Annotated in this window: 22 protein-coding genes; 14 read left to right on the top strand and 8 right to left on the bottom strand. The window is 61.2% G+C overall.

All coding sequences use genetic code 11. The features are described from left to right. Window positions 1-59 precede the first annotated feature (59 nt). Window positions 60-902 carry a MoxR family ATPase gene (locus E0L37_RS06055; RefSeq protein WP_022995030.1) on the top strand — a complete coding sequence of 281 codons (843 nt, stop codon included), beginning with the start codon at window positions 60-62 and terminating at the stop codon, window positions 900-902. A gap of 45 nt (window positions 903-947) precedes the next feature. Further along, window positions 948-2,126, top strand: a complete 1,179-nt coding sequence (locus E0L37_RS06050) for a VWA domain-containing protein (protein WP_133490873.1) — start codon at window positions 948-950, stop codon at window positions 2,124-2,126. A gap of 47 nt (window positions 2,127-2,173) precedes the next feature. Here E0L37_RS06050 and E0L37_RS06045 read toward each other — a convergent pair whose 3' ends face one another. From E0L37_RS06045 to E0L37_RS06030, 4 genes are all read right to left on the bottom strand, one after another. Continuing rightward, window positions 2,174-3,085 (bottom strand): DMT family transporter, encoded by a 912-nt coding sequence (locus E0L37_RS06045; RefSeq protein ID WP_133490872.1) that lies wholly within the window; start codon window positions 3,083-3,085, stop codon window positions 2,174-2,176. A 120-nt stretch (window positions 3,086-3,205) separates the two neighbouring features. Beyond that, on the bottom strand, window positions 3,206-3,967 hold the full coding sequence (locus tag E0L37_RS06040) for a slipin family protein (protein WP_133490871.1): 762 nt from the start codon (window positions 3,965-3,967) through the stop codon (window positions 3,206-3,208). Beyond that, window positions 3,964-5,349, bottom strand: coding sequence for a nodulation protein NfeD (locus E0L37_RS06035; RefSeq protein ID WP_133490870.1), 1,386 nt, complete (start codon window positions 5,347-5,349; stop codon window positions 3,964-3,966). Before E0L37_RS06035 ends, E0L37_RS06040 begins: the two co-directional genes overlap by 4 nt. Before the next feature lie 168 nt (window positions 5,350-5,517). Beyond that, complete coding sequence (locus E0L37_RS06030) at window positions 5,518-6,291, bottom strand: metallophosphoesterase (RefSeq protein ID WP_159660436.1); 774 nt, start codon at window positions 6,289-6,291, stop codon at window positions 5,518-5,520. 389 nt (window positions 6,292-6,680) lie between these two features. Between E0L37_RS06030 and E0L37_RS06025 the strand changes: the two genes are divergently transcribed. Beyond that, on the top strand, window positions 6,681-6,890 hold the full coding sequence (locus E0L37_RS06025; protein WP_133490868.1) for a hypothetical protein: 210 nt from the start codon (window positions 6,681-6,683) through the stop codon (window positions 6,888-6,890). A gap of 71 nt (window positions 6,891-6,961) precedes the next feature. Here the strand turns inward: E0L37_RS06025 and E0L37_RS06020 are convergent, their stop codons facing one another. Then, window positions 6,962-8,152, bottom strand: coding sequence for a multidrug effflux MFS transporter (locus E0L37_RS06020; RefSeq protein ID WP_133490867.1), 1,191 nt, complete (start codon window positions 8,150-8,152; stop codon window positions 6,962-6,964). A 67-nt stretch (window positions 8,153-8,219) separates the two neighbouring features. Between E0L37_RS06020 and E0L37_RS06015 the strand changes: the two genes are divergently transcribed. From E0L37_RS06015 to E0L37_RS06000, 4 genes are all read left to right on the top strand, one after another. After that, window positions 8,220-9,170, top strand: a complete 951-nt coding sequence (locus E0L37_RS06015; RefSeq protein ID WP_159660439.1) for a LysR family transcriptional regulator — start codon at window positions 8,220-8,222, stop codon at window positions 9,168-9,170. A 26-nt stretch (window positions 9,171-9,196) separates the two neighbouring features. Beyond that, window positions 9,197-10,132: a LysR substrate-binding domain-containing protein gene (locus E0L37_RS06010; RefSeq protein WP_133490865.1), complete on the top strand. Its 936-nt coding sequence runs from the start codon at window positions 9,197-9,199 to the stop codon at window positions 10,130-10,132. An 87-nt stretch (window positions 10,133-10,219) separates the two neighbouring features. Continuing rightward, the gene (locus tag E0L37_RS06005; RefSeq protein ID WP_201303732.1) at window positions 10,220-11,086 is read left to right on the top strand and encodes a CmcJ/NvfI family oxidoreductase; all 867 of its coding nucleotides are present in this window, start codon (window positions 10,220-10,222) and stop codon (window positions 11,084-11,086) included. Window positions 11,087-11,112: 26 nt separating this feature from the next. Continuing rightward, on the top strand, window positions 11,113-11,730 hold the full coding sequence (locus tag E0L37_RS06000; RefSeq protein ID WP_133490864.1) for a 2-hydroxychromene-2-carboxylate isomerase: 618 nt from the start codon (window positions 11,113-11,115) through the stop codon (window positions 11,728-11,730). A gap of 144 nt (window positions 11,731-11,874) precedes the next feature. On the opposite strand, the gene E0L37_RS05995 is transcribed toward E0L37_RS06000, so the two are convergent. The 3 genes from E0L37_RS05995 to E0L37_RS05980 all read right to left on the bottom strand — a co-directional run bounded on the left by E0L37_RS05995 (window position 11,875) and on the right by E0L37_RS05980 (window position 13,185). Beyond that, window positions 11,875-12,438, bottom strand: a complete 564-nt coding sequence (locus E0L37_RS05995) for an AraC family transcriptional regulator (protein WP_133490863.1) — start codon at window positions 12,436-12,438, stop codon at window positions 11,875-11,877. Window positions 12,439-12,557: 119 nt separating this feature from the next. After that, window positions 12,558-12,815 (bottom strand): type II toxin-antitoxin system RelB/DinJ family antitoxin, encoded by a 258-nt coding sequence (locus E0L37_RS05985; RefSeq protein ID WP_133490862.1) that lies wholly within the window; start codon window positions 12,813-12,815, stop codon window positions 12,558-12,560. 40 nt (window positions 12,816-12,855) lie between these two features. Further along, complete coding sequence (locus E0L37_RS05980; RefSeq protein WP_133490861.1) at window positions 12,856-13,185, bottom strand: DUF3653 domain-containing protein; 330 nt, start codon at window positions 13,183-13,185, stop codon at window positions 12,856-12,858. A 285-nt stretch (window positions 13,186-13,470) separates the two neighbouring features. Between E0L37_RS05980 and E0L37_RS05975 the strand changes: the two genes are divergently transcribed. From E0L37_RS05975 to ccoP, 7 genes are all read left to right on the top strand, one after another. After that, window positions 13,471-15,615 (top strand): TonB-dependent siderophore receptor, encoded by a 2,145-nt coding sequence (locus E0L37_RS05975; RefSeq protein WP_133490860.1) that lies wholly within the window; start codon window positions 13,471-13,473, stop codon window positions 15,613-15,615. A gap of 128 nt (window positions 15,616-15,743) precedes the next feature. Next, window positions 15,744-16,847, top strand: coding sequence for an efflux RND transporter periplasmic adaptor subunit (locus E0L37_RS05970; protein WP_133490859.1), 1,104 nt, complete (start codon window positions 15,744-15,746; stop codon window positions 16,845-16,847). Between the two features lie 9 nt (window positions 16,848-16,856). Beyond that, window positions 16,857-19,997: an efflux RND transporter permease subunit gene (locus E0L37_RS05965; RefSeq protein WP_133490858.1), complete on the top strand. Its 3,141-nt coding sequence runs from the start codon at window positions 16,857-16,859 to the stop codon at window positions 19,995-19,997. Between the two features lie 126 nt (window positions 19,998-20,123). Then, entirely contained in the window at window positions 20,124-21,557 is a 1,434-nt protein-coding gene (ccoN, locus tag E0L37_RS05960; RefSeq protein ID WP_133490857.1) for a cytochrome-c oxidase, cbb3-type subunit I, read from the top strand. A gap of 10 nt (window positions 21,558-21,567) precedes the next feature. Beyond that, window positions 21,568-22,203: a cytochrome-c oxidase, cbb3-type subunit II gene (gene ccoO, locus E0L37_RS05955; protein WP_133490856.1), complete on the top strand. Its 636-nt coding sequence runs from the start codon at window positions 21,568-21,570 to the stop codon at window positions 22,201-22,203. Next, complete coding sequence (locus E0L37_RS05950; protein ID WP_133490855.1) at window positions 22,200-22,370, top strand: cbb3-type cytochrome c oxidase subunit 3; 171 nt, start codon at window positions 22,200-22,202, stop codon at window positions 22,368-22,370. The genes ccoO and E0L37_RS05950 overlap by 4 nt, the downstream gene beginning before the upstream one ends. Continuing rightward, window positions 22,363-23,274 (top strand): cytochrome-c oxidase, cbb3-type subunit III, encoded by a 912-nt coding sequence (gene ccoP, locus E0L37_RS05945; protein ID WP_133490854.1) that lies wholly within the window; start codon window positions 22,363-22,365, stop codon window positions 23,272-23,274. The genes E0L37_RS05950 and ccoP overlap by 8 nt, the downstream gene beginning before the upstream one ends. The last annotated feature ends 5 nt before the right edge of the window (window positions 23,275-23,279 follow it).

Below are 23,279 nucleotides of genomic sequence, written 5' to 3'. Positions count from 1 at the left end.
CTGTCCGTGGATTGCTAGAGTGTCCGGCCATGTTTCCGAAACGATGTGGAGATTCCTGCATGCAGTTCCAGGGTACCGACCAGTACGTCGCCACCGACGACCTGAAAATGGCGGTGAACGCCGCGATCGCGCTGCAGCGCCCCCTGCTGATCAAAGGGGAGCCCGGCACCGGCAAAACCTTGCTGGCCGAACAGGTGGCCGAAGCTCTGGGTAAGCCACTGCTGGCCTGGCACATCAAGTCCACCACCAAGGCCCAGCAAGGCCTGTATGAGTACGACGCGGTATCCCGGCTGCGGGATTCCCAGCTTGGCGCCGAAGGTGTGGAGGACGTGTCCAACTACATCAAGAAGGGCAAGCTGTGGGAAGCCTTCGCCGCCGATGAGCAGGTGGTGTTGCTGATCGACGAGATCGACAAGGCCGATATCGAGTTCCCCAACGACCTGTTGCAGGAACTGGATCGCATGGAGTTCTTCGTCTATGAGACGGGCGAAACCGTGCGCGCCGCCAAGCGGCCCATCGTGATCATCACCTCCAACAACGAGAAGGAACTGCCGGACGCGTTCCTGCGCCGTTGTTTCTTCCACTACATCAATTTCCCCGATGCCCAGACCATGATGAAAATCGTGGACGTGCACTTCCCGGACATCAAACAGGAGCTGGTCTCCGAGGCGCTGGAAATCTTCTTCGATTTGCGCAAGGTGCCGGGCCTGAAGAAAAAGCCGTCCACCAGCGAGCTGATCGACTGGCTGAAGCTGCTGCTGGCTGACGATATCCCCGACGATGTGCTGCGCAATCGCGACACCAAGAAGGCGATTCCGCCGCTGTATGGTGCCCTGGTGAAGAACGAAGCGGACGTTCAACTGCTGGAACGCCTGGCGTTCATGAACCGGCGCGAGCGCTGATCGGCGGCTCGCGCCGATACGCTCATTCCGTTCACAGAGGTTGCTATGCTGATTGGCTTCTTTGAAAACCTGCGCACTCACCGGGTGCCGGTGAGCCTGCGGGAGCTGCTGGATCTGTGCGATGCACTCAAACACCACGTGGCCTTCGGCTCCGTGGAGGACTTCTACATGCTCTCGCGGGCGGTGATGGTCAAGGACGAGAAGTACTACGATCGTTTTGACCGCGCCTTCACCAGCTATTTCGAAGGGATCGAGAACATTGAGCCGGAATGGCTCAATCGGGTGATTCCAGACGAATGGCTGCGCAAACAACTGGAAAAGACCCTGTCTCCGGAAGAGCGGGAAAAGCTCAAGGGGCTGGGCAGCCTGGAGAAAATTCTCGAGGAACTGCGCAAGCGTCTGGAAGAGCAGGAGAAACGTCACCAGGGCGGCAACAAGTGGGTTGGCACCGGTGGCACCAGCCCGTTCGGCGGTTACGGCGAAAACCCGGAAGGGATTCGCATGACCGGCCCGTCCCGTAACAAGCGCGCGGTGAAAGTCTGGGAAAAACGCGAGTTCCGGAATCTGGATGACTCGGTGGAACTGGGCATCCGCAACATCAAGCTGGCGTTGCGTCGGTTGCGCAAGTTCGCCCGCACCGGCCGGGAGGAAGAACTGGATCTGGACGACACTATTTCCTCCACCGCCCGCAATGCTGGCCTGCTCGATATCAAGATGCGCCCGGAACGGGAAAACCGTGCCAAGGTACTGCTGTTCTTCGACGTGGGCGGTTCCATGGATCCCTACATCAAACTCTGCGAGGAGCTGTTCTCCGCCGCCCGGCTGGAGTTCAAGCACATGGAGTATTTCTACTTCCATAACTTTGTTTATGAGTACGTCTGGAAGGACAACCGCCGCCGCTGGGACGAGAAGACCGCCACCTGGGATGTCCTGCACAAATACGGCAATGATTACAAAGTGATCTTCATCGGCGATGCCGCCATGAGCCCGTATGAAATCAATTCCGCCGGCGGTTCGGTGGAGCATTGGAATGAAGAACCGGGATCGGTCTGGTTCCAGCGCATCAAGGACACTTACGAGAAGGTGGTGTGGCTGAACCCCGAACCGCAAAGGGCCTGGGAGATGACCACGTCCACTCAGTGGATCAAGCAGCTCACCGAGGACCACATGTACCCGTTGACCCTGGAAGGGCTGGAGCGGGCCATGAAACACCTCAGCAAATAACCTCCAGGAGCCCCTCTTTCCGTCGGGAGGGAGGGGCCTGGCTGGCTTCAGGCCGGTTTGGGTTTCTTGTCGGATTTCAGCATGGCGATGCTGGCCAGCACCAGCGCCATGCCCAACCACTGCACCGGCCCCAGCTGCTCATCCGGAAACACCGCTATAGCCGCCAATACCGTCACCACCGGTCCGAACATGGACACCACGCCGGCCCGGCTGGTATCGGTGCGGCGAATGCCCTCGAACATGAGGAAGAACGGAATCACGGTGGAGAACACCACCATGACCACCATCCAGCCAAGCGCCGGTGCCGGCAGCCACAAGCTCTCAAGCGGCACGCCCGGCAACAGGAATACCAGCATCGCCACCAGCGTGAAGCTGTTGGAAAGCTGGTTGAACCGCACCGATCCCAGCGGCTTCATCAGCGATTGACTGACCCGCCAGAACAGGGCGTAGCACAGTGCCGCGCCGAAGCCGTAAGCAAGGCCGGCCGGGTTCACCGTACCGCCGTGCCAGCCGGGCATCAGTACCAGTGCGATACCGACCCAGGCGCCGGCGAAGATCAGCAGGGAGCGGCCCTCGGGCCAGCGCCGGTGTTCGATTGCCTGCAACACCATGACCATGGCCGGAAACAGATACAGCACCATGCGTGACAGGCTGGCGCCCAGGCTTTCGATGGCATGGAAGTCACACCAGGCGCTGATGAAGAACAGCAATCCGGTGCCGGCGCATAATCCCCACTGCCTCGGCGCCAGGCTGCCCGTCGGGGCGGGATTGCGACGCAGCAGCCACATGCCGCCCAGCCAGAACAGTGGCACGGCCAGGGCAAAACGCCAGATCAGCAGCGCGTTCACGGAGACCCCGTGTTGATAGATCAGCCGGGCGAAAATGCCCTTGAAGGCCATGGCGAAAGTGGCCATCGCCACCAGAGTCAGGCCGGCTTGCCAGAAACCGCGACGAGTCATGGGAACTCCATCCGCAAAGAGGGCATGTTCCCGTCACGCCGCTGGGAAATCCAATGAAAAGCAGGATTGGCATCCATTCCCAGGTGGAATGGATGCCTTGAATATCGATAATAAAAAGTATTATCCGCCCGTTTCTCCGGGTTTCAAAAACCCTTTCAACAGATCCATGGGCAGCGGGAAGACAATGGTGCTGGAGCGATCGTTGGCCACTTCCGTCAGGGTTTGCAGATAGCGCAATTGCAGCGCCTGGGGCTGCTCCGACAGCGTGCGCGCCGCCTCCAGCAACACCTGGGCCGCCTCTTTTTCGCCGTTGGCGTGGATCACCTTGGCGCGGCGAATCCGTTCGGCTTCCGCCTGCCGTGCGATCACCCGTACCATGGCCTCATCCAGATCCACATGCTTGATCTCCACATTGGAGACCTTGATGCCCCAGGAGTCGGTCTGGTCGTCCAGGATTTCCTGGATGTCGCGGTTCAGTTCATCCCGGGAGGCCAGCATTTCATCCAGTTCATGCTTGCCGAGTACCGATCGCAGCGTGGTCTGTGACAGTTGGCTGGTGGCGGCAAAAAAATCCTCCACGTTGATCACCGCTTTCTGTGCGTCCACCACGCGGAAATACAACACCGCGTTGACCTTCACCGAAACATTGTCCCGGGAGATCACGTCCTGGGTAGGCACATCGAGCACGCGGATACGCAGGTCCACTTTCACCATTTGCTGCACGATGGGGATGATCAGGATCAGCCCGGGTCCCTTGACCCGGTAGAAGCGGCCGAGCATGAACACCACGCCGCGTTCGTACTCGCGCAGAATTCGAAAGGCGCTGAGCAGAAAGGCGATCAAAAGGACCGCCAGTGAAATCCAGAAATAGTAGGTCGTCATGATGCGTCCTCCACATTCAGGGTCAGGCCATTCCGGCCGATGACTCGCAGTCGTTGGCCTTTGCGCACCGGAGTGGCGGTGCGGGCACGCCACAGCTCGCCATTGATGTGTACCATGCCGAGCATTTCGAAATCCTGGATGGCCACTGCCGACTGACCGAGCAGGGTGTCGGCGCCGCTGACCAGAGCCTGCCGCCGGGAACGGGTGATCAGACGGATAATGACGCCGACCAGAAGCAGGGATCCGGTGCCGACGGCGGCGATCACGGGCAATGCGATCTGGAACGCGGGCAGTTCGGTATCCATCAGCATCACCGAGCCAATCACGAAAGCGGCCACGCCGCCGATACCCAACACGCCGAACGAGGGCGACAGGGCTTCCGCCGCGATCAGCCCTATACCCAGCACAATCAACGCCAGGCCAACGTAGCTCACCGGCAACAGATGCAAGGCGTAGGCGGCCACCAACAGGCAAATGCCTCCAAGCACGCCCGCCACGCCGACGCCGGGACTGGAAAACTCCAGGATCAGGCCGTAGATGCCCACCAATAACAGCAGGTAGGCGACACTGGGGTTGGTGATGATCGCCAGAAAGCCGGTGCGCCAGTCCTGCTCGATGTTCCGTACCTGACTGCCGCTCAGCGTCAGGGTGTGTCGCTGCCCGCGAATTTCGATTTCCCAGCCTTCCAACCGCGATAACAAGGCGGGCAGGTCATCGGCGATCAGGTCGATGACGTTCTGTTCCAGCGCCTCCTCGGCGGGCAGGCTGGCGCCCTGGCGTACCGCTTGCTCGGCCCAGTCGGCATTGCGCCCGCGCAGTTCCGCCAGCCCGCGGATATACGCCACGGCGTCGTTGACCTGTTTATTGCGCAGGGCGGTGGCGCTGTCCGGCGCGGTGTTCTGAGCTTCGCCATCGCTGCCGGCGGGCTTGGGGGCCGGGGCGCCGCCGCCCAACTCCACGGGGGTTGCCGCGCCAAGATTGGTGGCCGGCGCCATGGCCGCGATATGGGCGGCGTAGAGTAGATAGGTGCCGGCGCTTGCGGCACGGCTGCCGGAAGGGGCAACGTGGATGGCCACCGGCACCCGCGAGTCGAGAAGGGCGCGAATCATGGCGCGCATGGAGTGATCCAGGCCGCCGGGTGTGTTCAGTTGTAGCACGAACAAAGCCGCTGCCTCGTCGTTGGCGTCTTCCAGCGCGCGCACGAACCAGTCGCTGACCGCCGGGCCGATGGCGTCATCCAGGACCATCACGCGGACATCAGGTGGTGACGCGGATGCGGCGGAGTGTTGCGCGGAGGGCGATTGAGCGGAAACGGGGAGGGCGATCAGCACGGCCATGGCCAGCGCCAGAAGCAGGATCAGGAACAACGGCTTACGTGCCATGGTTCTCCTCCCGTTGAGGGCGAGGCCCGCCGGACCGGCGCGGCCCTGTATCCATGTAAACGCAAACCGTTGCCGAGTACCAGCGCTTTGCACGCTGGGCGATTTTGATCTCAGATTTCTTTTTAAATCAATTAATTACCATGAAAAATTAAAGTAAATATTTCACCGTTAGGCTGGTACGCTGACCGTCTTGTTCCAGTCAAACCCGGAGGTTTCACCACGGTAGCCGGACTGATTGGAGATCAAGCGCCCTTCGCCCACCGGTAAATCCAGGGACAGATGGGTATGACCGTGGATCCATAGATCCACCCGGCCGATACGGTCTTCAAGCCGGGAGAAGAACGCACCGTCCAGAGGTCCGGGAGAGAAGACCGGGTGGCAGCAGGCGCCGGCGGGGCCGTGATGACTGATTACCACGGTGGGGCCATCAAAAGGCTCGGCGATGCGCCGATCCAGCCATTCAATGGCGGCCTGGTGCAGGGCAAGCGCGTGTTCCGGTAGAAACGGCACCCCCTCGATGGTGATCAGTTGGTGATCGGGCATGCGCTGCGCGGCTATCGCCATTGGCTCATCCCGGCTTTCGCCGTCGTAGGCCAGATAATCGGTCCACAGGGTGCAGCCGAGGAAACGAACGCCGCCGATCACGGCCTGATCCTGGTCCAACACCTGGACCCGGGTCCCTTCCGCCCGCTTGCGCATGGCGGCCAGATTGTCCTGGATGTCGTGTCGGTAGTACTCGTGGTTCCCCGGCACATAAAGGACCGGCTTGTCATGCTTTTCGGACTGTTCCACGGCCCATTGCACGCCACGGTCACCGGTGTCGATATCACCCGCGAGAACGATCAGGTCGGCGTCGGTTCCGGGGATATCGGGAATCGCCACCGACGGCTCGGCGTGGCGATACAGCTCGTTATGCAGATCACTGAGAGGATGGATGATCACGATGCTTCCTAGCTCCGGCAGGATGAGGTTGGGGACTTCAGGATAGCCCTTTCGACCCGGGAGTTCAGCTATCCAGGCCAACCGCGCCTTGCCGCTTGGCTCGCTCGCAGGGCGAGGAAACCGGTTTCCACGAGGATGGGGGATATTGACCTGGATCATCGGTGGGTCTCCCGGGCGGGACTATTTTGAATGAGCTCGCTACTGAGATCGTATGTAAGTCCAACAGGTCGGAGGTTCACCATGAACGGGAATACGCATTGGGTTTCCGCCGCCATCCTTTCCCGAAGTCTGGCCGTTACCGGCATGATGTTGTCCGGTGCGGTTGCGGCTTAACAAGGCCAGAGATGTACCCGTGCCCCTATGCTCAGGGCATGATGGGCGGACCGGGGATGGGGTACGGCAGAATGGCGCCGTCCCAGGACCTGGATGAGGATGATGTGCGCACTCTGATCGGCAGGCATCTGGAGTGGCGAGGCAATCCGCGCCTCAAGGTTGGCAACGTCAAGGATAAGGACAACGACACCATTATCGCGGAGATCGTCACCGTCGACGGCTCTCTGGTCAGCGCATTGAAGTGGACCGGCATAGCGGGTGGATGAGACAGGTGCGGTGACGATGAGCGGTGCAATGGCGCGGGAACTGGCGACACCATTGTCGGATCGTCGGGGCTTCAGTGCGCCCGCAGTCGCGGGCGCACCAGGCTGAGATGAATGGTCAGGGCCAGCACCATCAGCCCCAGGGCATAGCAGGCGAAGGTGTCGCGGTGGCCGTCGTGCAGCCATGCCATACCCTGTGTCACCAGGGCGACCAAGGTGTAGTAGCTCAAACCCAGCAGGGCTCCGGCACTGCCGAGCGCATCGTGATAGTGTTCAAGAGCGCGCTGGAGGCAGACGGTGGTGGCCAGTGTCATCCCGGCGAACAGCAGGGCGGCGAAACTGATAAACAGCACCAATCCGGTCGGCGTGGGTGGCAGCGATGCCAACAGAACCAGGCCGGCGGACGCCGTTGTGATCACGGCCAGGCCCAGTGTAATCAAGGTTTCGCTGCGCCAGTTCCGGCTGCTCAATCCGCGTAGCAGCCAGGCCCCGGCTATGCTGCCGCAGGCCGCCACGGCGCCCAGGGCGCCGTAGCCGGCGGGGGAAAGCCCCCAACCGTCGATCAACAGCAGTGGCGCCTCGCCATGATAGCTGAACAGCACGCCGTTGCTGATGCCGATCAGCATCACCATTCCCCAGATGAACGGGTCCGTGGCCATGCGCCGGGCCACCGGCGCCAGCCGGGAGAGTGACGCCGAGGCGGCGCGGGTCTCGGGCCACTGTCGCTGGCTTGCCAGCCAGAGTAGGCCACCCAGCGCCAGCAGGACCGCCAGGGTGGCTCGCCATCCCCATACCGTGGTGACCGCACCGCCGATCAGGGGACCAAGCGCGGAGGACACCGGAATCAGCATGCCGACGACGGCGAATACCCGCAGCCGGGTGGTGCCGGCGAAGGCCTCCCGGCAAACCGCCTGGATCACCACCGAACAGGCGGCGGCACCGAAGGCCTGCACCGCGCGACCGGCCAGTAACGCGGTCATGCCGTCCGCCGTCAGACACAGCGCGCATCCCAGCAAGTAGACCGCCAATGCCGTCAACAGGACAGGGCGCCGCCCATGCAGATCGCTGACGCGCCCCCATACCAGGACGCCCAGGGAAAATCCGAGAAAGAACACGCTCAAACTGGTTTGGGCCTGATTGCGGGTGACTCCGAGGTCGCCGGCCAGATCGCCCAGCGCCGGGGTAAAGATGGTTTCGCCGATCTGCGGCAGCGCCACCAGGGCGACGATCAAGGCAATGGGCGGCGTGGTGGAGCGGACGGACATGGTGGGTGCCTCCTGGGGAAAAGGCGCGCACCTTAAAGCTCCGGGGCCATTGAATGAATATGCTTTAATGGAAGCCTTTATTAACGTTGAGTTACGGCTGATGCGGGCACGGCTTGATCACATGCGAACCTTTCTGGCTGTCTGCGACGGTGGCAGCATCGCTGCGGCGGGCCGCGCCCTGAGCGTTTCCGCGGCAGCGGTCAGCAAGCAGATCAGCGCCCTGGAGCGATCTTTGGAGACGACATTGCTGGAACGCACCACGCGACGCCTGGTGCTGACTCCGGCGGGAGTCCTGTTTCGTGATCACGCCATCCGTACCCTGAGATTATTGGAGACATCGGAAAGCGAATACCTGTCGCGGATACGCGGCGAACCGTCCGGAGTATTACGGGTGGTAGCGGCGCGCTGGCTGGCCGAATACGCATTGGTCCCGAAGTTGGGGGCGTTCCTGGGCCGTTATCCGGGCATCGATCTGGAACTGGAACTGGCCGAACGATTCCCGGATATGGAACAGGAAAACGTGGATCTGATCTTTGGCATGTCGATGACCGGCAGCAACGGTCTGGTGCGGCGCTCGCTGGGCCGGACCGCTTACTGGTTGTGCGCCGCGCCGGATTATCTTGAGCGGCATGGTGTGCCGCGCACGCCTGATCAGCTTGGCGATCATCGGCTTATCACCCACCTGACGCGGCCCCAGCAGCAGTCTTTCCTGCGCGACGGACGCCGGCTGATGATGCGATCACCGCTGCGCCTCAATGATACCGGCGCCATTATCAGCGCCGTCCGGCAGGGATTGGGGCTGGCCTGGCTGCACCACTACATGGTGTGTGACCAGATCGAGACCGGGCGCCTGTGTCGCGTGATGCCGGAATGGGAGCGTCCGCCGATGACAGTGGATCTGTTTTACCGTTCCAGCGGCAGGGGGCTGCCGGCGCTGCGGCATTTCATCGATTTCGCCGTGGACGCCTGCCGGTTGCCACCGCTCTCGACAGCTCCGGCGGATGACGGCACTCTCTAGGTTCAAGCCTCACATGAGAGTCACTCATGGCTGTCCCGCTTCATCGTCTGCCGCCCATGGACGCCCTGCGCGGCTTTGTCGCCGTCGCCCGGCGCATGAGTATTACCGCGGCCGCGGAGGATCTGCATCTGACCCAATCGGCGGTCAGCCGTCAGATCCAGACCCTGGAAGCCCGCCTGGGTTGTCAATTACTGGTTCGGGAATATCGCGGCGTCAGGCTCACCGAAGAGGGCCGGAGGTTGTTCCGGTCGGTGGATCCGATGATGCGGGAACTGCAGGAACTGGTGGAGACCCTTGGCGGCGGCGAACAGCGCAAACCGGTCACCATTACCGCCAGCATGGGCGTGGTGGGGTTGTGGCTGTTACCCCGACTGGGCGACTTCATTGCCCGGCACCCGGAAGTGGATGTGCGTGTGGCCGCCAACAACAGGGTGGTGGATCTGGATACCGAGGGCGTTGATCTGGCGATTCGCTATTGCGCGCGCCGGGCGGCCCCGGAAGGGGCGATCGAGCTGTTCGGCGATGAGATCATCGTGGTGGGCCATCCGGACTGGCAGGGCGTCGCCCTGGATCACCCGGACGTGTTCGCCGCTCAGGTGCTGCTGGAATTTGATGACCCGGACCACCCCTGGCTGCAATGGTCGTCCCATCTCGGCAGCGCCGGGCTGAACCATTTACACCCGGCCCGGCTGGTGCGCTTCAACCAGTATGATCAGCTGATTCAGGCGGCGGTGAATGGCCAGGGGCTGGCGCTGGGACGGCGGGCTTTGGTGGCGGATCTGCTCCGGGAGGGGCGGTTGCGGGAGTTTGATCTGGGCGAAGGCGTGCCGCCGGGCCGTTCGTTCAACCTCCCGGCCCAGAAGTACGCTCACTGGCTGGTCCAGGCGTCGCCATCACCCTCCGACGCGGTGCGGGCGCTGGCGCGGTGGTTGGTTTCCCAGGCGACACCAAGCCATGAGTAAAACGCATGGCTTGTCTGCAAAATGATCGTTTGAGCGGTACCGCGCGGAGCTCTTGAATGGGGAATCCCCCAGACGGAGACACAGCGCATGAACTCTCTTTCATTGCCTTTTTCCCATCAGGAAGCGGCCATGCAAGCCCATCTCAGCTTTCATGTGCCGGGCACCAAACGCCCCCGCCACTACATGTATCCACCGGAGGATGGCTCCCCCCAGGACTCCGGCCAGTATGAAACCCGGGCCATGACCATTCTGGACGCGCGCCACGCGGACTTCGAACCGGGGCTGGACAGACAGGGGTTCCGATTACTGCGAACCGAAGTCGCGGTGCCCGATCGGGTGGACGATGATGCCTGGATCAGCGCGAGCTACTATCCGCCGATGGCGGAAATGGCCCGGCGCGCCACCGGCGCCGACCGTGCGCTGGTGTTCGATCATCAGGTCCGGCGCCGTGAGCCGGGACAGGTCACCGCCGGTTTCGGCCGGCATGGCGACGGCAGTCGCCCCGGGGCGGTGGGCCGGCTGCATAACGACTACAGCGAAGCCTCCGGGCGGGCCAGGGTGGCCGCCGTGCTGGCCCGCCAGGGGGAGCGCATGTCACCTCACAGCCGCTATGCCATCGTTAATCTGTGGCGGCCGCTAAGAGGACCGGTTCTGGATGCGCCGCTGGCGTTGTGTGACGCCTCGACCCTTTCGGTGCTGGACCTGAACCCGGCGGAAGTGCGCTACCGGGAGCGCACTGGCGAGATTTATCTGGCTCGCTACACCGCCCGCCAGCGGTGGTATTACTACCCGGCGATGACGCCGGATGAGGTACTGATTTTCAAGCAGTTTGACACCCAACTGAGCGGCACCGCCAGATTCACGCCGCATGGCGCTTTTGATCCGCCAGCTCTGCCCGACGGGGCATTGCCGCGTCACAGCATTGAACTACGCATATTGTTAATTCATCACTGACGGCTTGCGCCGGAGAGGAAGCAGCTATGGTTTCGAAACACGTCGCTCCCGTCATGGAGTTCTGGTACGACTTTGGCAGTAACTACAGTTACCTGAGCATCATGCGGGTGGAAGAGGAAGCGGAACGGCACGGCGTCGTCATCGCCTGGAAGCCGTTCCTGCTCGGCCCCGTATTCAAGGCGCTGGGATGGCAGGGATCGCCGTTCCTGGCGCAGCGGGAAAAACTGCGTTATGTGTGGCAGGACATGCTCCGTCAGTGCGAAAAATACCGGTTGCCATGGTCCCGGCCCTCCACCTTTCCCCGCAACGGACTGCTCTCCTCACGGGTGGCGCTGCTGGGGGCGGAGACCCCATGGATCGCGGAGTTCAACCGGCAGGTGATGCTCCACAACTTTCAGCGTGACCGGGATATCAACAGCGAGAAAGAGGTGGGAGGGATCCTGGCGGAGATGGGCCTGCCGGCGGAATCGTTGCTGAAGGCAGCCCAATCCGACCACAACAAACAGCGCCTGAAAGAGCAAACGCAGGAGGCTCTGGACCGCGGATTGTTTGGCGCGCCGACCTTTCTGATTGGTGACGCCATGTTCTGGGGCAACGACCGATTGGACGATGCCCTGCTGTACGCGGCCGGCACAAGGAAATGAAACAACCGCCTATTAATTACCAGCCCCCGGGGCCAGACGGCCGTGTCACCAGCTCTGGCCCGGCGAGTTTCGCGCTGGCTTGATGATTTTTGTCGGGAATGGGGGCTCTCATACTGATACTTTTATGACTTTCGTGGCAGATACTCAAAATTTGCGATATTCCCCCGGCGTTTTCCCCGTCCAGCGCTTGAAGGCCCTCTGGAAGGCGCTTTGTTCTGAAAACCCGAGCAGGTAGGCGATATCAACCAGACTCAGGCTCGGGTCTCTGACATAGCCCAGTGCCAGAGCCTGCCTCAACTCATCAACAAATCCCCGGAAGCTGGTGCCACGTTGGGCCAGCTGGGATTTCAGCTCTTCTTCGCTCATGTTGGTAGCGTCGGCAACGGTGCCAATATCCGGCAGCCCTGCTTTGAAGGACTTCAATATCAACTGGCGGGCCTGTGCGACCCAGCCAGGTTCCAGCGCGGTACCCAGTTGCTTTACCAGGCCGGCGCAGACATCGTCCATCATCTGGCGAAGCTGGGGATTGGCGTGGGGCAGGGTGATAAACAGGTAAGAACCATCAACGCAGACCGCGGTTTCAGGCCGGGAGAAATGTACCGGGCAGTTAAAAAACGCGGAATACGGCGTGGTGTCTGAAGGCTCCGGGTGCTGGAACGAGACCCATTTGGGGGCCAGATCGTTGCGGTTGGTGAACCAGCGGGCCATGGCAACTTTCCTCGATGAGCAGCATCAGCAGGGCGCGGAGCTTGGTCATGTCCTTGCCCCGCTTCTGTGCTCGTTTCACGTCACGCTTGAACTGACTGGATCGAATCGGTGTCAGCACGTCAAAGCCCTGGATCGTCGAAAAGCTCGTCGACGCTATCGAACCGCTTGCCTCTCCCGGCGTCCAGTTCCCGCATGGCGTTCTGTGTGGTTTTGTTGGGCACGGTCACGGCAAAGGGCAGGCGCTCTTCATCCGCCACGCGCAGCATCAGCAGCCGAATCGCGTCGGAAACGCTGAGGCCCATGCGCTCCAGCGCGGCGGTGGCGCGTTCCTTGGTTTCCGTGGATATCCGGGCCCGTACATAGGTGTCGGCACGCATTGTTGGATCTCCTGTGGGCGTATTCGACCGCACAGCAAAGTCAGAGTTCCAGGGCGTATTGGATGGGATGGCTGAGGATGCGCCGGTATTCGTCGGCAAGCTGGCGGTAGACCCAAAGGCCGGTTACGTCGTCGGCGGCGTATTCCAAGCCCATCGGATCGATCAGGTGACTGCCTTGAACGCGCCAGCCGCGCCATGTTGGGCACGTGGTAGGAAGGTGTCCATTGCGGTGGATGGCCAGCAATCGAAGGACGTGGTCTGGTGCGGTCCGGCTGTGGTGGTAACGCCGTGCGGTGGAGAGTGAGCAGCCGACGATATCCGCGATTTGGCGTGGTGCGAGGCCAAAGGCCAGTTCGGTGAAGTCTTCCATGGGTCCCCCAGGTACTGCGAAAACACTAGGGTATAGTTTAAGCGTATTTACCTAAGTTCTGGCGTCTTGTGTATTTAACATAACATACATTACACCCAATTATAGATGGCATCATGCCACCCGGTGATTCTTGTCTAGTTCTGCTAATGATTGTGAGAAGCGTTATCATTATTGACCGTTGGGCGATCCCCACCGATAATCCCTACCCCTCTCGATAAAGAACCATGACGCGCCGGTTTGGCTCTCTTGGTACGCCATGGGTTCTTCACCTTCTGGGGTTCAAAAATGACTGACAGCAACAGCGCAGCCCGGGGCAAAGCAAATCGACTACGCTGCCAATGGACCACGACGGCCCTGCTATGCGGCACGACACTGGCTATTGTCCCCGTGATCGGGAACGCCCGGGAGGCCGGTGGGAACGAGGATGAAACGGTATATCGGCTCGCCCCCATTATCGTCAACACACAGGCAATAGCGCCGGATGATGACGCCAATTCCATTGTCGCCCGGGAGCTATGGGTCGGGGGCAAGGTAGCAACCAGCATCCTCGACACTCCCGCCTCGGTGTCAGTCATCACGGAGAAAGAGATTGAGCAGCGCAACGCCAGTACCACCGAGGAAGTCCTTCAATATACGCCCGGGGTCATCACCGATTACTACGGTACTGACGACCGTAACGATTATTTCAAAATCCGGGGATTCCAGGCCACTACCTACCGCGACGGGATGACACTGGGGTCGATGCGCGGTGTGCGCGAGGAACCCTACGCCTACGAGCGCATTGAAGTGTTGCGTGGGGCCAACTCCACCCTGTTCGGTCCGGCGGATCCCGGAGGTTCGGTCAACTTCGTGAGCAAACGGCCGAAATTTTACCGCTTTGGCGAAGGTTACCTGGGTTATGGCTCCTTTAACCACAAAGAGGCCGGCATCGATGTGGGGGATGCCCTGGATGCTGGCGAGACACTGGCCTATCGCTTCACCGGCAAATTCCAGGATGCCGATCGTGAATACGATCATTCGAAGGACAACAATCAGTTCTTCATGGGAGCGCTGACCTGGGAGCCCACCGCCTTTACCTCGGCCACATTGATTCTGGATTATCTGAAGCGTGATAACACGCCCAATAGTGGCGGTTATCCGCTGGACCGGGAATACGATCGCAGCGACTTCTTTGGGGAGCCGGATTTCAACTATCACGATGTCGAGCGTACCAGCATGACCGGACAGCTCACCCATGACTTCAGTAATGGACTCACCTTGCGAGGGAATCTGCGCTACAGCGATCTGACCGACGACTTTGGTTATGTCTATCTGACGGATTCCGCCGCCCGAACAGATACGATAGTGGATCGGGATTATTTCGGCACCAACAGCAAAGCGCATGAACTGATCGGCAACGTTATCTTGCAATACGATGTCAGCTTCGATTACATCGACAGCAGCACCTTGCTGGGCGTCGAATATCGGGACGCTTCGACGGACGATAGCTCCTTCTATGGGGACGCGGAACAAATCGATATTGCAAATCCGGTTTATTCCGGGGCTCCGAGTGATCTGGATATCTACAGCGTCAACAAACAGGATTACACCACCCGGTCCGTCTTTCTGACACAGAATCTGTCTTTCCATGACCGATTCGTTATCACAGCCGGGGTTCGCAACGACTCGATGGATCTTTCCAGCGAGGGCTCATCCTATGGCACCGCGTTCGATGACAGCGACGACTTTTCGGAGACGTCGATACGTGGAGCCCTGACCTATAAAGTCAATGATGAGTTTTCGACTTACGTCAGCTATGTGGAATCGGTCGCCCCACCCTCCATCGGCGTCAAGCCGGAGCGTGGTGAGCAGCACGAGATTGGCGTGAAATATGCTCCCGCGGGTCTGAACGCCTTGTTCTCGGCAGCGGTTTACGAGCTGAACAAAGACGACGTCACCATTGCGGTGGTACAGGACAACGGCACCATCGAGCGCGAAACCATTGGCGAATCCCGTGTGCGCGGTCTTGATCTGGAAGCGAAAGTCGAACTCACCGATAACCTGAGTCTGACCGGGGGTTACTCCTACATAGAACCGGAGGTGATCCGTGGCACGCTTCGGGATGGTTCCTCACTGGAAGGAAACGACTTCGCTATTGCTCCGAACCATACCGCTACGCTCTGGGGGCACTATACTTTCCCGGATACCGGAATGAGCTTTGGCCTCGGTGCTCGTCACACCGGTTCCTATTACTTTGATGCGGCCAATACCTCCAGGAGCGATTCTGAGACGCTCTTCGACGCGTCTCTTGGCTACCAGTTCATTAACAACATCAGTGTCGCCGTCAATGTCCACAACCTGCTTGATGAGCAACATGTGGTTGGATCAGGCACAGCGAACTACTACAACCCGGGCCGCCAAATCGCGGCGAAAGTAAGCTATCGATGGTAATGTCGACAGGCCGCCCTCACGGGGGCGCTGTCTGGCGGGTTTGCTGCGGCTAGCGCTTTGCACCGCTTCAGGGGCACCCTGGCCATTGGGGATCGCTTTCGGTCGGATAATCTTTGCAATGGTGCATCATGTCGTGGAATCGTCAATCGGATTGGACGCCTGCCTTTCGGGCTGGCTTTGTCGGGCTGTTGTTGTTGTCGCTGTGGGAGTCGGCCCGGGCAAGGGAGCCGGTATCACTGGTGACGGTGACCCCGCGGCATCTGGAGGAACGCCTGCCGTTGACCGGTACGCTCACCGCTGACCGGGCCGCCCGCCTGTCCACTTCCGTGGCCGGGCTGGTTATCGCTTTGCAGGCGGATGTTGGTGATCAGGTTAAACAGGGGCAGGTACTGCTGGAGCTGGACGGTGAGTTGAATCGTCTGGCTCTGGCCGGCGCGTCGGCGGCGGCCGAGGAAGCCGAAGCGCGGCTGGCGGATGCCCGGCGCCGTTTTCAGGAGGCGAGCACACTGGTGGCCAGGCGCAGCATTGCCGCCAGTGAGGTGCGTGGCCTGGAGGCCGAGGTGGCGATGTCCCAGGCGGCACTTGCCAGCGCGCGCGCCGAGCAACGGCGTCAACATGCCCTCCTCGCCCGCCATGTTCTCAAAGCACCGTTCGATGGCGTCATCAGCGCCAAGCAAAGCGAGATCGGCGAATGGGTGACGCCGGGTACCGCGGTGCTCGAGTTGGTCAGTCCGCAACAGGTGCACGCGGACCTGGCAGTGCCACAGGAGTATTATCCGCGCGTATCCGGCGAAAGCCGGGTGGAACTGCGGCTGGGCGGTGACGCCGGTCCCGCCTACCCGGCCACCATTGCCGCCATCGTGCCGGTCAATGATCCAAATGCCCGCACCTTCCTGATCCGCGCCACCCTGACCAGCACGGCAGAGGGGGCGAGCCTGCCGCCGGTGACGCCGGGTATGTCGGTGCGCGCCAGCCTGTTTCTGAGCGCTGCCGAACCACGATTGGCGGTACCCAGGGATGCACTGGTGCGTTATCCGGATGGCCGCGTTTCGGTCTGGGTGGCTGAGGACGGCGCGGACGGTGCTCTGGTCGCCCGAGAACAGCGCCTGCGCGTCGGTGACGGGCTGGGCGACTGGGTAGCGGTGCAGGAAGGTCTGAGCGACGGTGATCGAGTGGTAGTGCGCGGCAATGAGAGCCTGCGCGACGGCCGGGAACTGGACGTACGGGACTGAGGCGGCGCTGTGTTCGAGAAAATCGTCCGTAATGGCACTTTGATGACGGTGGTGGTGTTGATCATCACTCTTCTCGGGGTGCTGGCCGCGTTGCGCATTCCGGTGCAAATGATTCCGGATCTGGAAGTGCGCACGGTCACCGTGCTGACCCAGTGGCCCGGCGCCACGCCGCAGGACGTGGAAAAGGAAATTCTGATTGAGCAGGAGGAATACCTGCGCAATGTGCCGAATCTACGGCGGCTGACGTCGATGGCCAGTACCGGTACCGCCGAGGTCGAGCTGGAATTTCCGTTTGGCGTCGACATTACCGAAATCCTGATTCGGGTGAACAACGCGCTCAGCCAGGTGCCCTCCTACCCGGACAACGTGGATCAGCCGATCATTCTGTCCAGTTCGTTTTCCGCCAACGCCTTTATGTACTTTCGGGTTTCACCATTGCCGGGCAATCCGAAGGATCTTGACCTGGATTTGATGCGGGATTTCATCGACGACAATGTCCGTACCCGCATGGAAAGCGTGGCTGGTGTCTCTCAGGTGGAACTGCGCGGCGGCGCTGAGCGGCAGATCCGGGTGCTGCTCGATCCGCAAAAGCTGGCTGAACGCGGCCTCACCGTCACCGAGGTGCGGGAGGCCATGCGTCAGCGCAACCGGGATGTGTCCGGCGGTGAAGTGGACAGCGGCAAGCGCCGTTATCTGCTGCGGACAGTTGGCCGTTTCGAGCAGGTGCCGGAGATGCTGGATCTGGTGCTGGCGCGGCGCGGTGATGGTGTGATCCGGCTGCGCGATGTGGCCACCGTGGAGCTGGACCACTTCCCTATTGACGTCATCAGTTCGGTCAACGGCGAGCCGGTGATTGGTCTGGCGGTGCGTCGCGAGACCGGCTCCAACGTTATCGATATCAAGTACGCCATGTTCGATCAGATGGCACTGATCAACCAGGAAGTGCTGGAGCCCGCCGGCCTGCGCATGGCGTTGATTTCGGACGATGCCCGCTATGTCGAGGCGTCGGTCGCCAACGTCTGGTTCAATCTGGCCCTCGGCGCGATTCTGGCCACGGTGGTGATGTTTCTGTTTTTGCGCTCGGTGCGGATTACCGCAGTGGGCGTCATCGGTATTCCGATTTGTACCATCGCCGCGTTTCTGGGGTTGCTGTTGGCCGGACGTACCATCAATGTGATTTCCCTGGCCGGCGTGGCGTTCGCCATTGGCATGACGCTGGATAACTCCATCGTCGTGCTGGAGAGCATCGAGATTGAGCGGCGGCGCGGGCTGGATCGTTTCCGGGCATCGGTGGCTGGTGTCCGCAAGGTGTGGCCGGCGGTATTGGCCTCGACACTGACCACGGTGTTGGTGTTTTTGCCGGTAGTGTTCATTCAGCAGGAGGCCGGGCAGCTGTATTCCGACATCGCCATCGCCGTCTCCGCGTCGATTCTGGTGTCCATGCTGGTGGCGATGACGGTCATTCCTACCCTGGCGGCGCGTCTGGATTTTGGCGCGGTGTTCGAGCATCAGGGACAGGACAGCCGTTGGCTGCGCATCCTGCACCGTTGTTCGGACGGGCTCAGTGCCAGCCGTCCGCGCCGGATCGGTGTGATCGGCGGCACCGTGCTGCTCGGTGGTTTGATTCTGGCGCTGCTCACGCCACCGGCGGAGTATCTGCCGGAGGGCGAGGAAGCCAAGGTATTCGCCAACATGAACGCGCCGCCAGGGTATAACCTCAATGCCATGGCGGAAATCGGCGAGGAAGTGCAGGCGATTTTCCTGCCGCTGGTGGGCGAAGACCCGGCTCGCTGGGAGGCCGGGGAGTTGCCGGCGCCGCCGATTCAGTATCTCAACTTTTACGTGGAGCCCACCGGCCTGTTTCTGATCGCCGAGCCGATGAGCCCGGCGCATATGGAACCGTTGATGGACGCCATTACCGACGTTTACCAGCGCTACCCGGGAATGCGCGCCTTCGCCTCACGGGGCTCGATCATTTCCAGCAATGACGGCGGCACGCGCAGCGTCAACCTGGATATCTCCGGCAATGATCTGGCCATGCTCTATGAAGTGGCCCTGGCGGCGTACCGGCGTGCCGAAGAAGTACTCGAGCAGCCGCGCATTCAGTCGCAACCCTCTAGTTTGTCGCTGGCGCAACCGATGCTGGAGGTACGCCCGGACTGGGAACGGGCGGCGGAACTGGGGATGAGCGCCGAAAGTCTGGGCTACACCGTTGCCGCGCTCACCGATGGTGCTTTCATGGATGAATTTTTCCTCGGCGACGACAAGGTCGATATCTATGCATACAGCAATGCCGGCATCGATCCGGCCCTGGATGCACTGCCCTCGCTGCCGGTGCATACCCCGCTGGGAGTGACGGTACCGTTGTCCTCGCTGGCGACGCTGGTGGAAACCGTGGACACCAGCCTGGTACGCCGCATCAATGGACGGCGAACGGTGACCCTGAACATTATCCCGCCCCGTGATGTGCCGCTGGAAACCGGGGTTGCCCTGGTGCGTGAGCGGGTGATCGGCGATCTGCGCGACGAAGGCCGGATTCCGGCCGGAGTCACCGTGGACATTTCCGGCGCCAGCGATCAGATGGACGCCACCCGTGAAGCGCTGGCCGGTAACTACATCGTGGCGCTGGCGCTGATCTACTTGCTGCTGGTGGCAATCTTCACCCATTGGGGTTACCCCCTGCTGATCATGACCACGATTCCGGTAGGTATTGCCAGCGGCATTCTCGGTCTGGCGTTACTGAACGGGTTTGGCGCGCTGTTGCCGTTGATCGGGCTGGCACCGGTGCGGCAATCCTTCGATATGATCTCCATGCTCGGCTTCCTGATTCTTATGGGCACCGTGGTCAACAACCCGATCCTGATCGTGCACGAGGCGCTGACCAATCGCCGTCTCGGGCTCGACGCCACTGAAGCGGTCAGCAACGCGGTGCGCTCGCGCCTGCGTCCGATCGCGATGACCACGATCACCACGGTATGCGGTCTGGCACCGCTGGTGCTGCTGCCCGGTGAAGGCACCGAGCTGTACCGTGGCGTCGGTGCCATTGTACTGTTCGGTTTGCTTGGCACCGCTTTGGTTACCGTTACTTTCCTGCCAGCGTTGACCGTTTCGGTACTGCGCTTGACTCGCCCCGCCGGGACCAATGCCTGATTGCCCCCATCCCGGCCCGAAAAGGCCGGGATTTCAACCTCTCGCCAGCTTCTATTGATGTATATCAAGGGTAGCTTTGGCGCCGCCTGATACCTTGCACACGCCTCAATCTGCAAGGACAACACCATGCAAGACGCCGCTGCGCCGCCGGCGTACCACTACCATGTGGTTCGCCAATTCACTGTCATGACCGTGGTTTGGGGGGTCGTGGGCATGTTCGTGGGGGTTTGGATCGCCGCGCAACTGGCCTGGCCTGCCTTGAACTTTGATTTGCCCTGGCTGAGTTTCGGCCGCCTTCGCCCGTTGCACACCAACGCCGTGATCTTCGCTTTCGGCGGCTGTGCTCTGATCGGTACCTCCTTGTATGTGGTGCAGCGCACCTGCCAAACCTCGCTGGCATTGCCCCGACTGGCGTCCTTCGTGTTCTGGGGCTACCAGGCGGTCATCGTGCTGGCCGCGGTGAGTCTGCCTCTGGGATTCACCAGCGCCAAGGAATACGCGGAACTGGAGTGGCCCATCGATATTCTGCTGGCGCTGGTCTGGGTGGCCTACGCGGTGGTCTTTTTCGGTACCATCGCGAAACGGCGTACCGGGCACATTTACGTGGCCAACTGGTTCTATGGCGGCTTCATTCTGGCGGTGGCGCTGTTGCATATCGTTAACAGCGCCGCCGTGCCGATTTCCCTGACCAAGTCCTATTCGGCCTACGCCGGTGCCATCGATGCCATGGTGCAGTGGTGGTACGGCCACAACGCCGTGGGCTTTTTCCTCACCGCCGGCTTCCTCGGCATGATGTATTACTACGTGCCGATTCAGGCTGAACGTCCGGTCTATTCCTATCGTTTGTCCATCGTTCACTTCTGGGCGCTGATCGCGGTGTATATGTGGGCCGGGCCGCACCATCTGCACTATTCCTCCCTGCCGGATTGGGCCCAGTCCGTGGGCATGGTGTTCTCCATTGTCCTGCTGGCGCCCAGCTGGGGCGGCATGATCAACGGTGTCATGACGCTGTCCGGCGCCTGGCACAAGCTGCGTGACGATCCGATTATCCGCTTCCTGATCGTCGCCCTCTCCTTCTACGGCATGAGCACCTTCGAAGGGCCGCTGATGTCGATCAAAACGGTCAACGCGCTCAGCCACAATACCGACTGGACCATTGGTCACGTGCACGCCGGCGCCCTGGGCTGGGTGGCGATGATCTCCATCGGCGCGCTTTATGTCATGACGCCGCGTCTGTTTGGCCGCCAGCGCATGTATTCGGTGAGCTGGATCAACGTGCACTTCTGGCTTTCCACCATTGGCACGGTGCTTTACATCGCCGCCATGTGGGTGTCCGGGATCATGCAGGGTCTGATGTGGCGGGCGGTCAACGACGACGGCACCCTCACCTACAACTTCGTTCAGGAACTGGTGGAACGGCAGCCCTTCTACATCGTGCGCCTGCTTGGCGGCGTGGTGTTCCTGGTCGGCATGTTGCTGATGGCACTCAATGTCTATCTCACCATTCGCGGCACCCGTGATGACGCCGGTGAAGACAATCGTCTGGCCCTTGCCTACTAGGAGATCAACGATGGCAAACCGACACGCCGTAATCGAAAAGAACGTGGGCCTGCTGATCGTGCTGATTCTGGTGGCGGTGAGTTTTGGCGGGCTGGCCGAGATCGTGCCGCTGTTCTGGCAGAAATCCACCACCGAGCCGATGTCCACTTTGCGGCCCTACGATGCCTTGGAAATGGCCGGCCGCGACATCTATATCCGGGAAGGCTGCCATGTATGCCACACCCAGATGGTGCGGCCGCTGCGTGCGGAAACCGAGCGGTTCGGGCCGTACAGCGTGGCCGGAGAAGATGTTTGGGAGCATCCATTCCTGTGGGGGTCCAAGCGTACCGGTCCGGATCTGGCACGGGTGGGGCTGCGCCCGATCACCGAGCAATGGCATCGCGAACACCTGCGTGATCCGCGCGCGGTGGTGCCTGAGTCCAATATGCCGGCCTACCCCTGGCTGCAAAACACGCCGGTGGATTGGAAGCACATGGAACGCACGCTGAGTGTGTTCAAGGACATTTTCGGCGTGCCCTACAGCGAGCAGGACGTGGCCGAGCAGATGGAAAAGGTAAACGGTGAATGGGCCGATGCCAGCGAGGAAGACGCGCTGGTGGCCTACCTGCTCTCCCTTGGGCAGGCCCGTAAGGAGGTCCGCGAATGACCTATCACAGCGTTCTGACCGTACTGTTTTTCCTGGCGTTCCTCGCGCTGGTGGCCTGGGTCTACCGGCCCGGCCGCAAACAGCAATATCAGGAACTGGCGCAACTGCCGGTACGTGATGATCAACAGGCCCGGGCCGGGAGCGACGGGGAGCAAGGCCATGAGTGATTTCTGGAGCGGTTACATCATTTTTATCGTGGTGCTGAATCTGGTGGGGTGCGCGGTGCTCTTGTTCGCCAACTCCCGCCTGTCCGCCGAGGAGGCGCGCCAGGACACCACCGGTCACAAGTTCGACGGCATCGAGGAGCGAAACCAGCCGCTACCCCGCTGGTGGCTGTTTCTGTTCATCGGCACTTTGGTTTTCGCCGCGGGCTATCTGGTGCTCTACCCCGGCCTGGGCCGGTTCGGCGGCCTGCTGAACTGGACCAGTGTCACTCAGTGGGAACAGGAAGTGGCGCTGATGGAAAAAAGCAGTGAGCCGTTGTTCAAGGAATTCGCCAAGGTGCCGGTGGATGAGCTCGCCCACTACCCTGAAACCCGTGACGTTGGCGGCCGGCTGTTCGCGCAGAACTGCGCCATCTGCCACGGCTCCGATGCGCGCGGCGCGCGCGGCTATCCCAACCTCACCGATGGTGACTGGCTCTACGGTGGTTCGCCCGACGCCATCGTGCAGACCATTACCAGCGGACGCCGCGGCACCATGACGCCGATGGCGGCGGCCATTGGCAACACCGACGAAGCGGTGCGGGACATGGCCATGTATGTGCAAACCCTCAGCCGGCCCGACCTCAAGGACAAGCCCGAGTATCGTGACGCGGCCGAGCGAGCCGAGCCTCGATTCCAGGTGTGCGCGGCCTGTCATGGCGCCGACGCCACGGGCAACCAGATGATTGGCGCCCCCAACCTTACCGATGGTATCTGGCTCTATGGGGCCCGTCTGGAGGACATCGAGAGCACCATCCGGGAAGGCCGTCAGGGGCATATGCCCGCCCACGAAGGGGTTTTGACGCCGGAACGCATCCACGTGCTGGCCGCCTACGTCTACAGCCTCTCCATGGAGACCGAGGAGTAGTCAGA

It is taken from the genome of Alcanivorax sp. 24 (assembly GCF_004360225.1).
In the GTDB taxonomy this organism is placed as follows: domain Bacteria; phylum Pseudomonadota; class Gammaproteobacteria; order Pseudomonadales; family Alcanivoracaceae; genus Alloalcanivorax; species Alloalcanivorax xiamenensis.
This window is presented reverse-complemented; position numbering and strand designations above follow the sequence as displayed.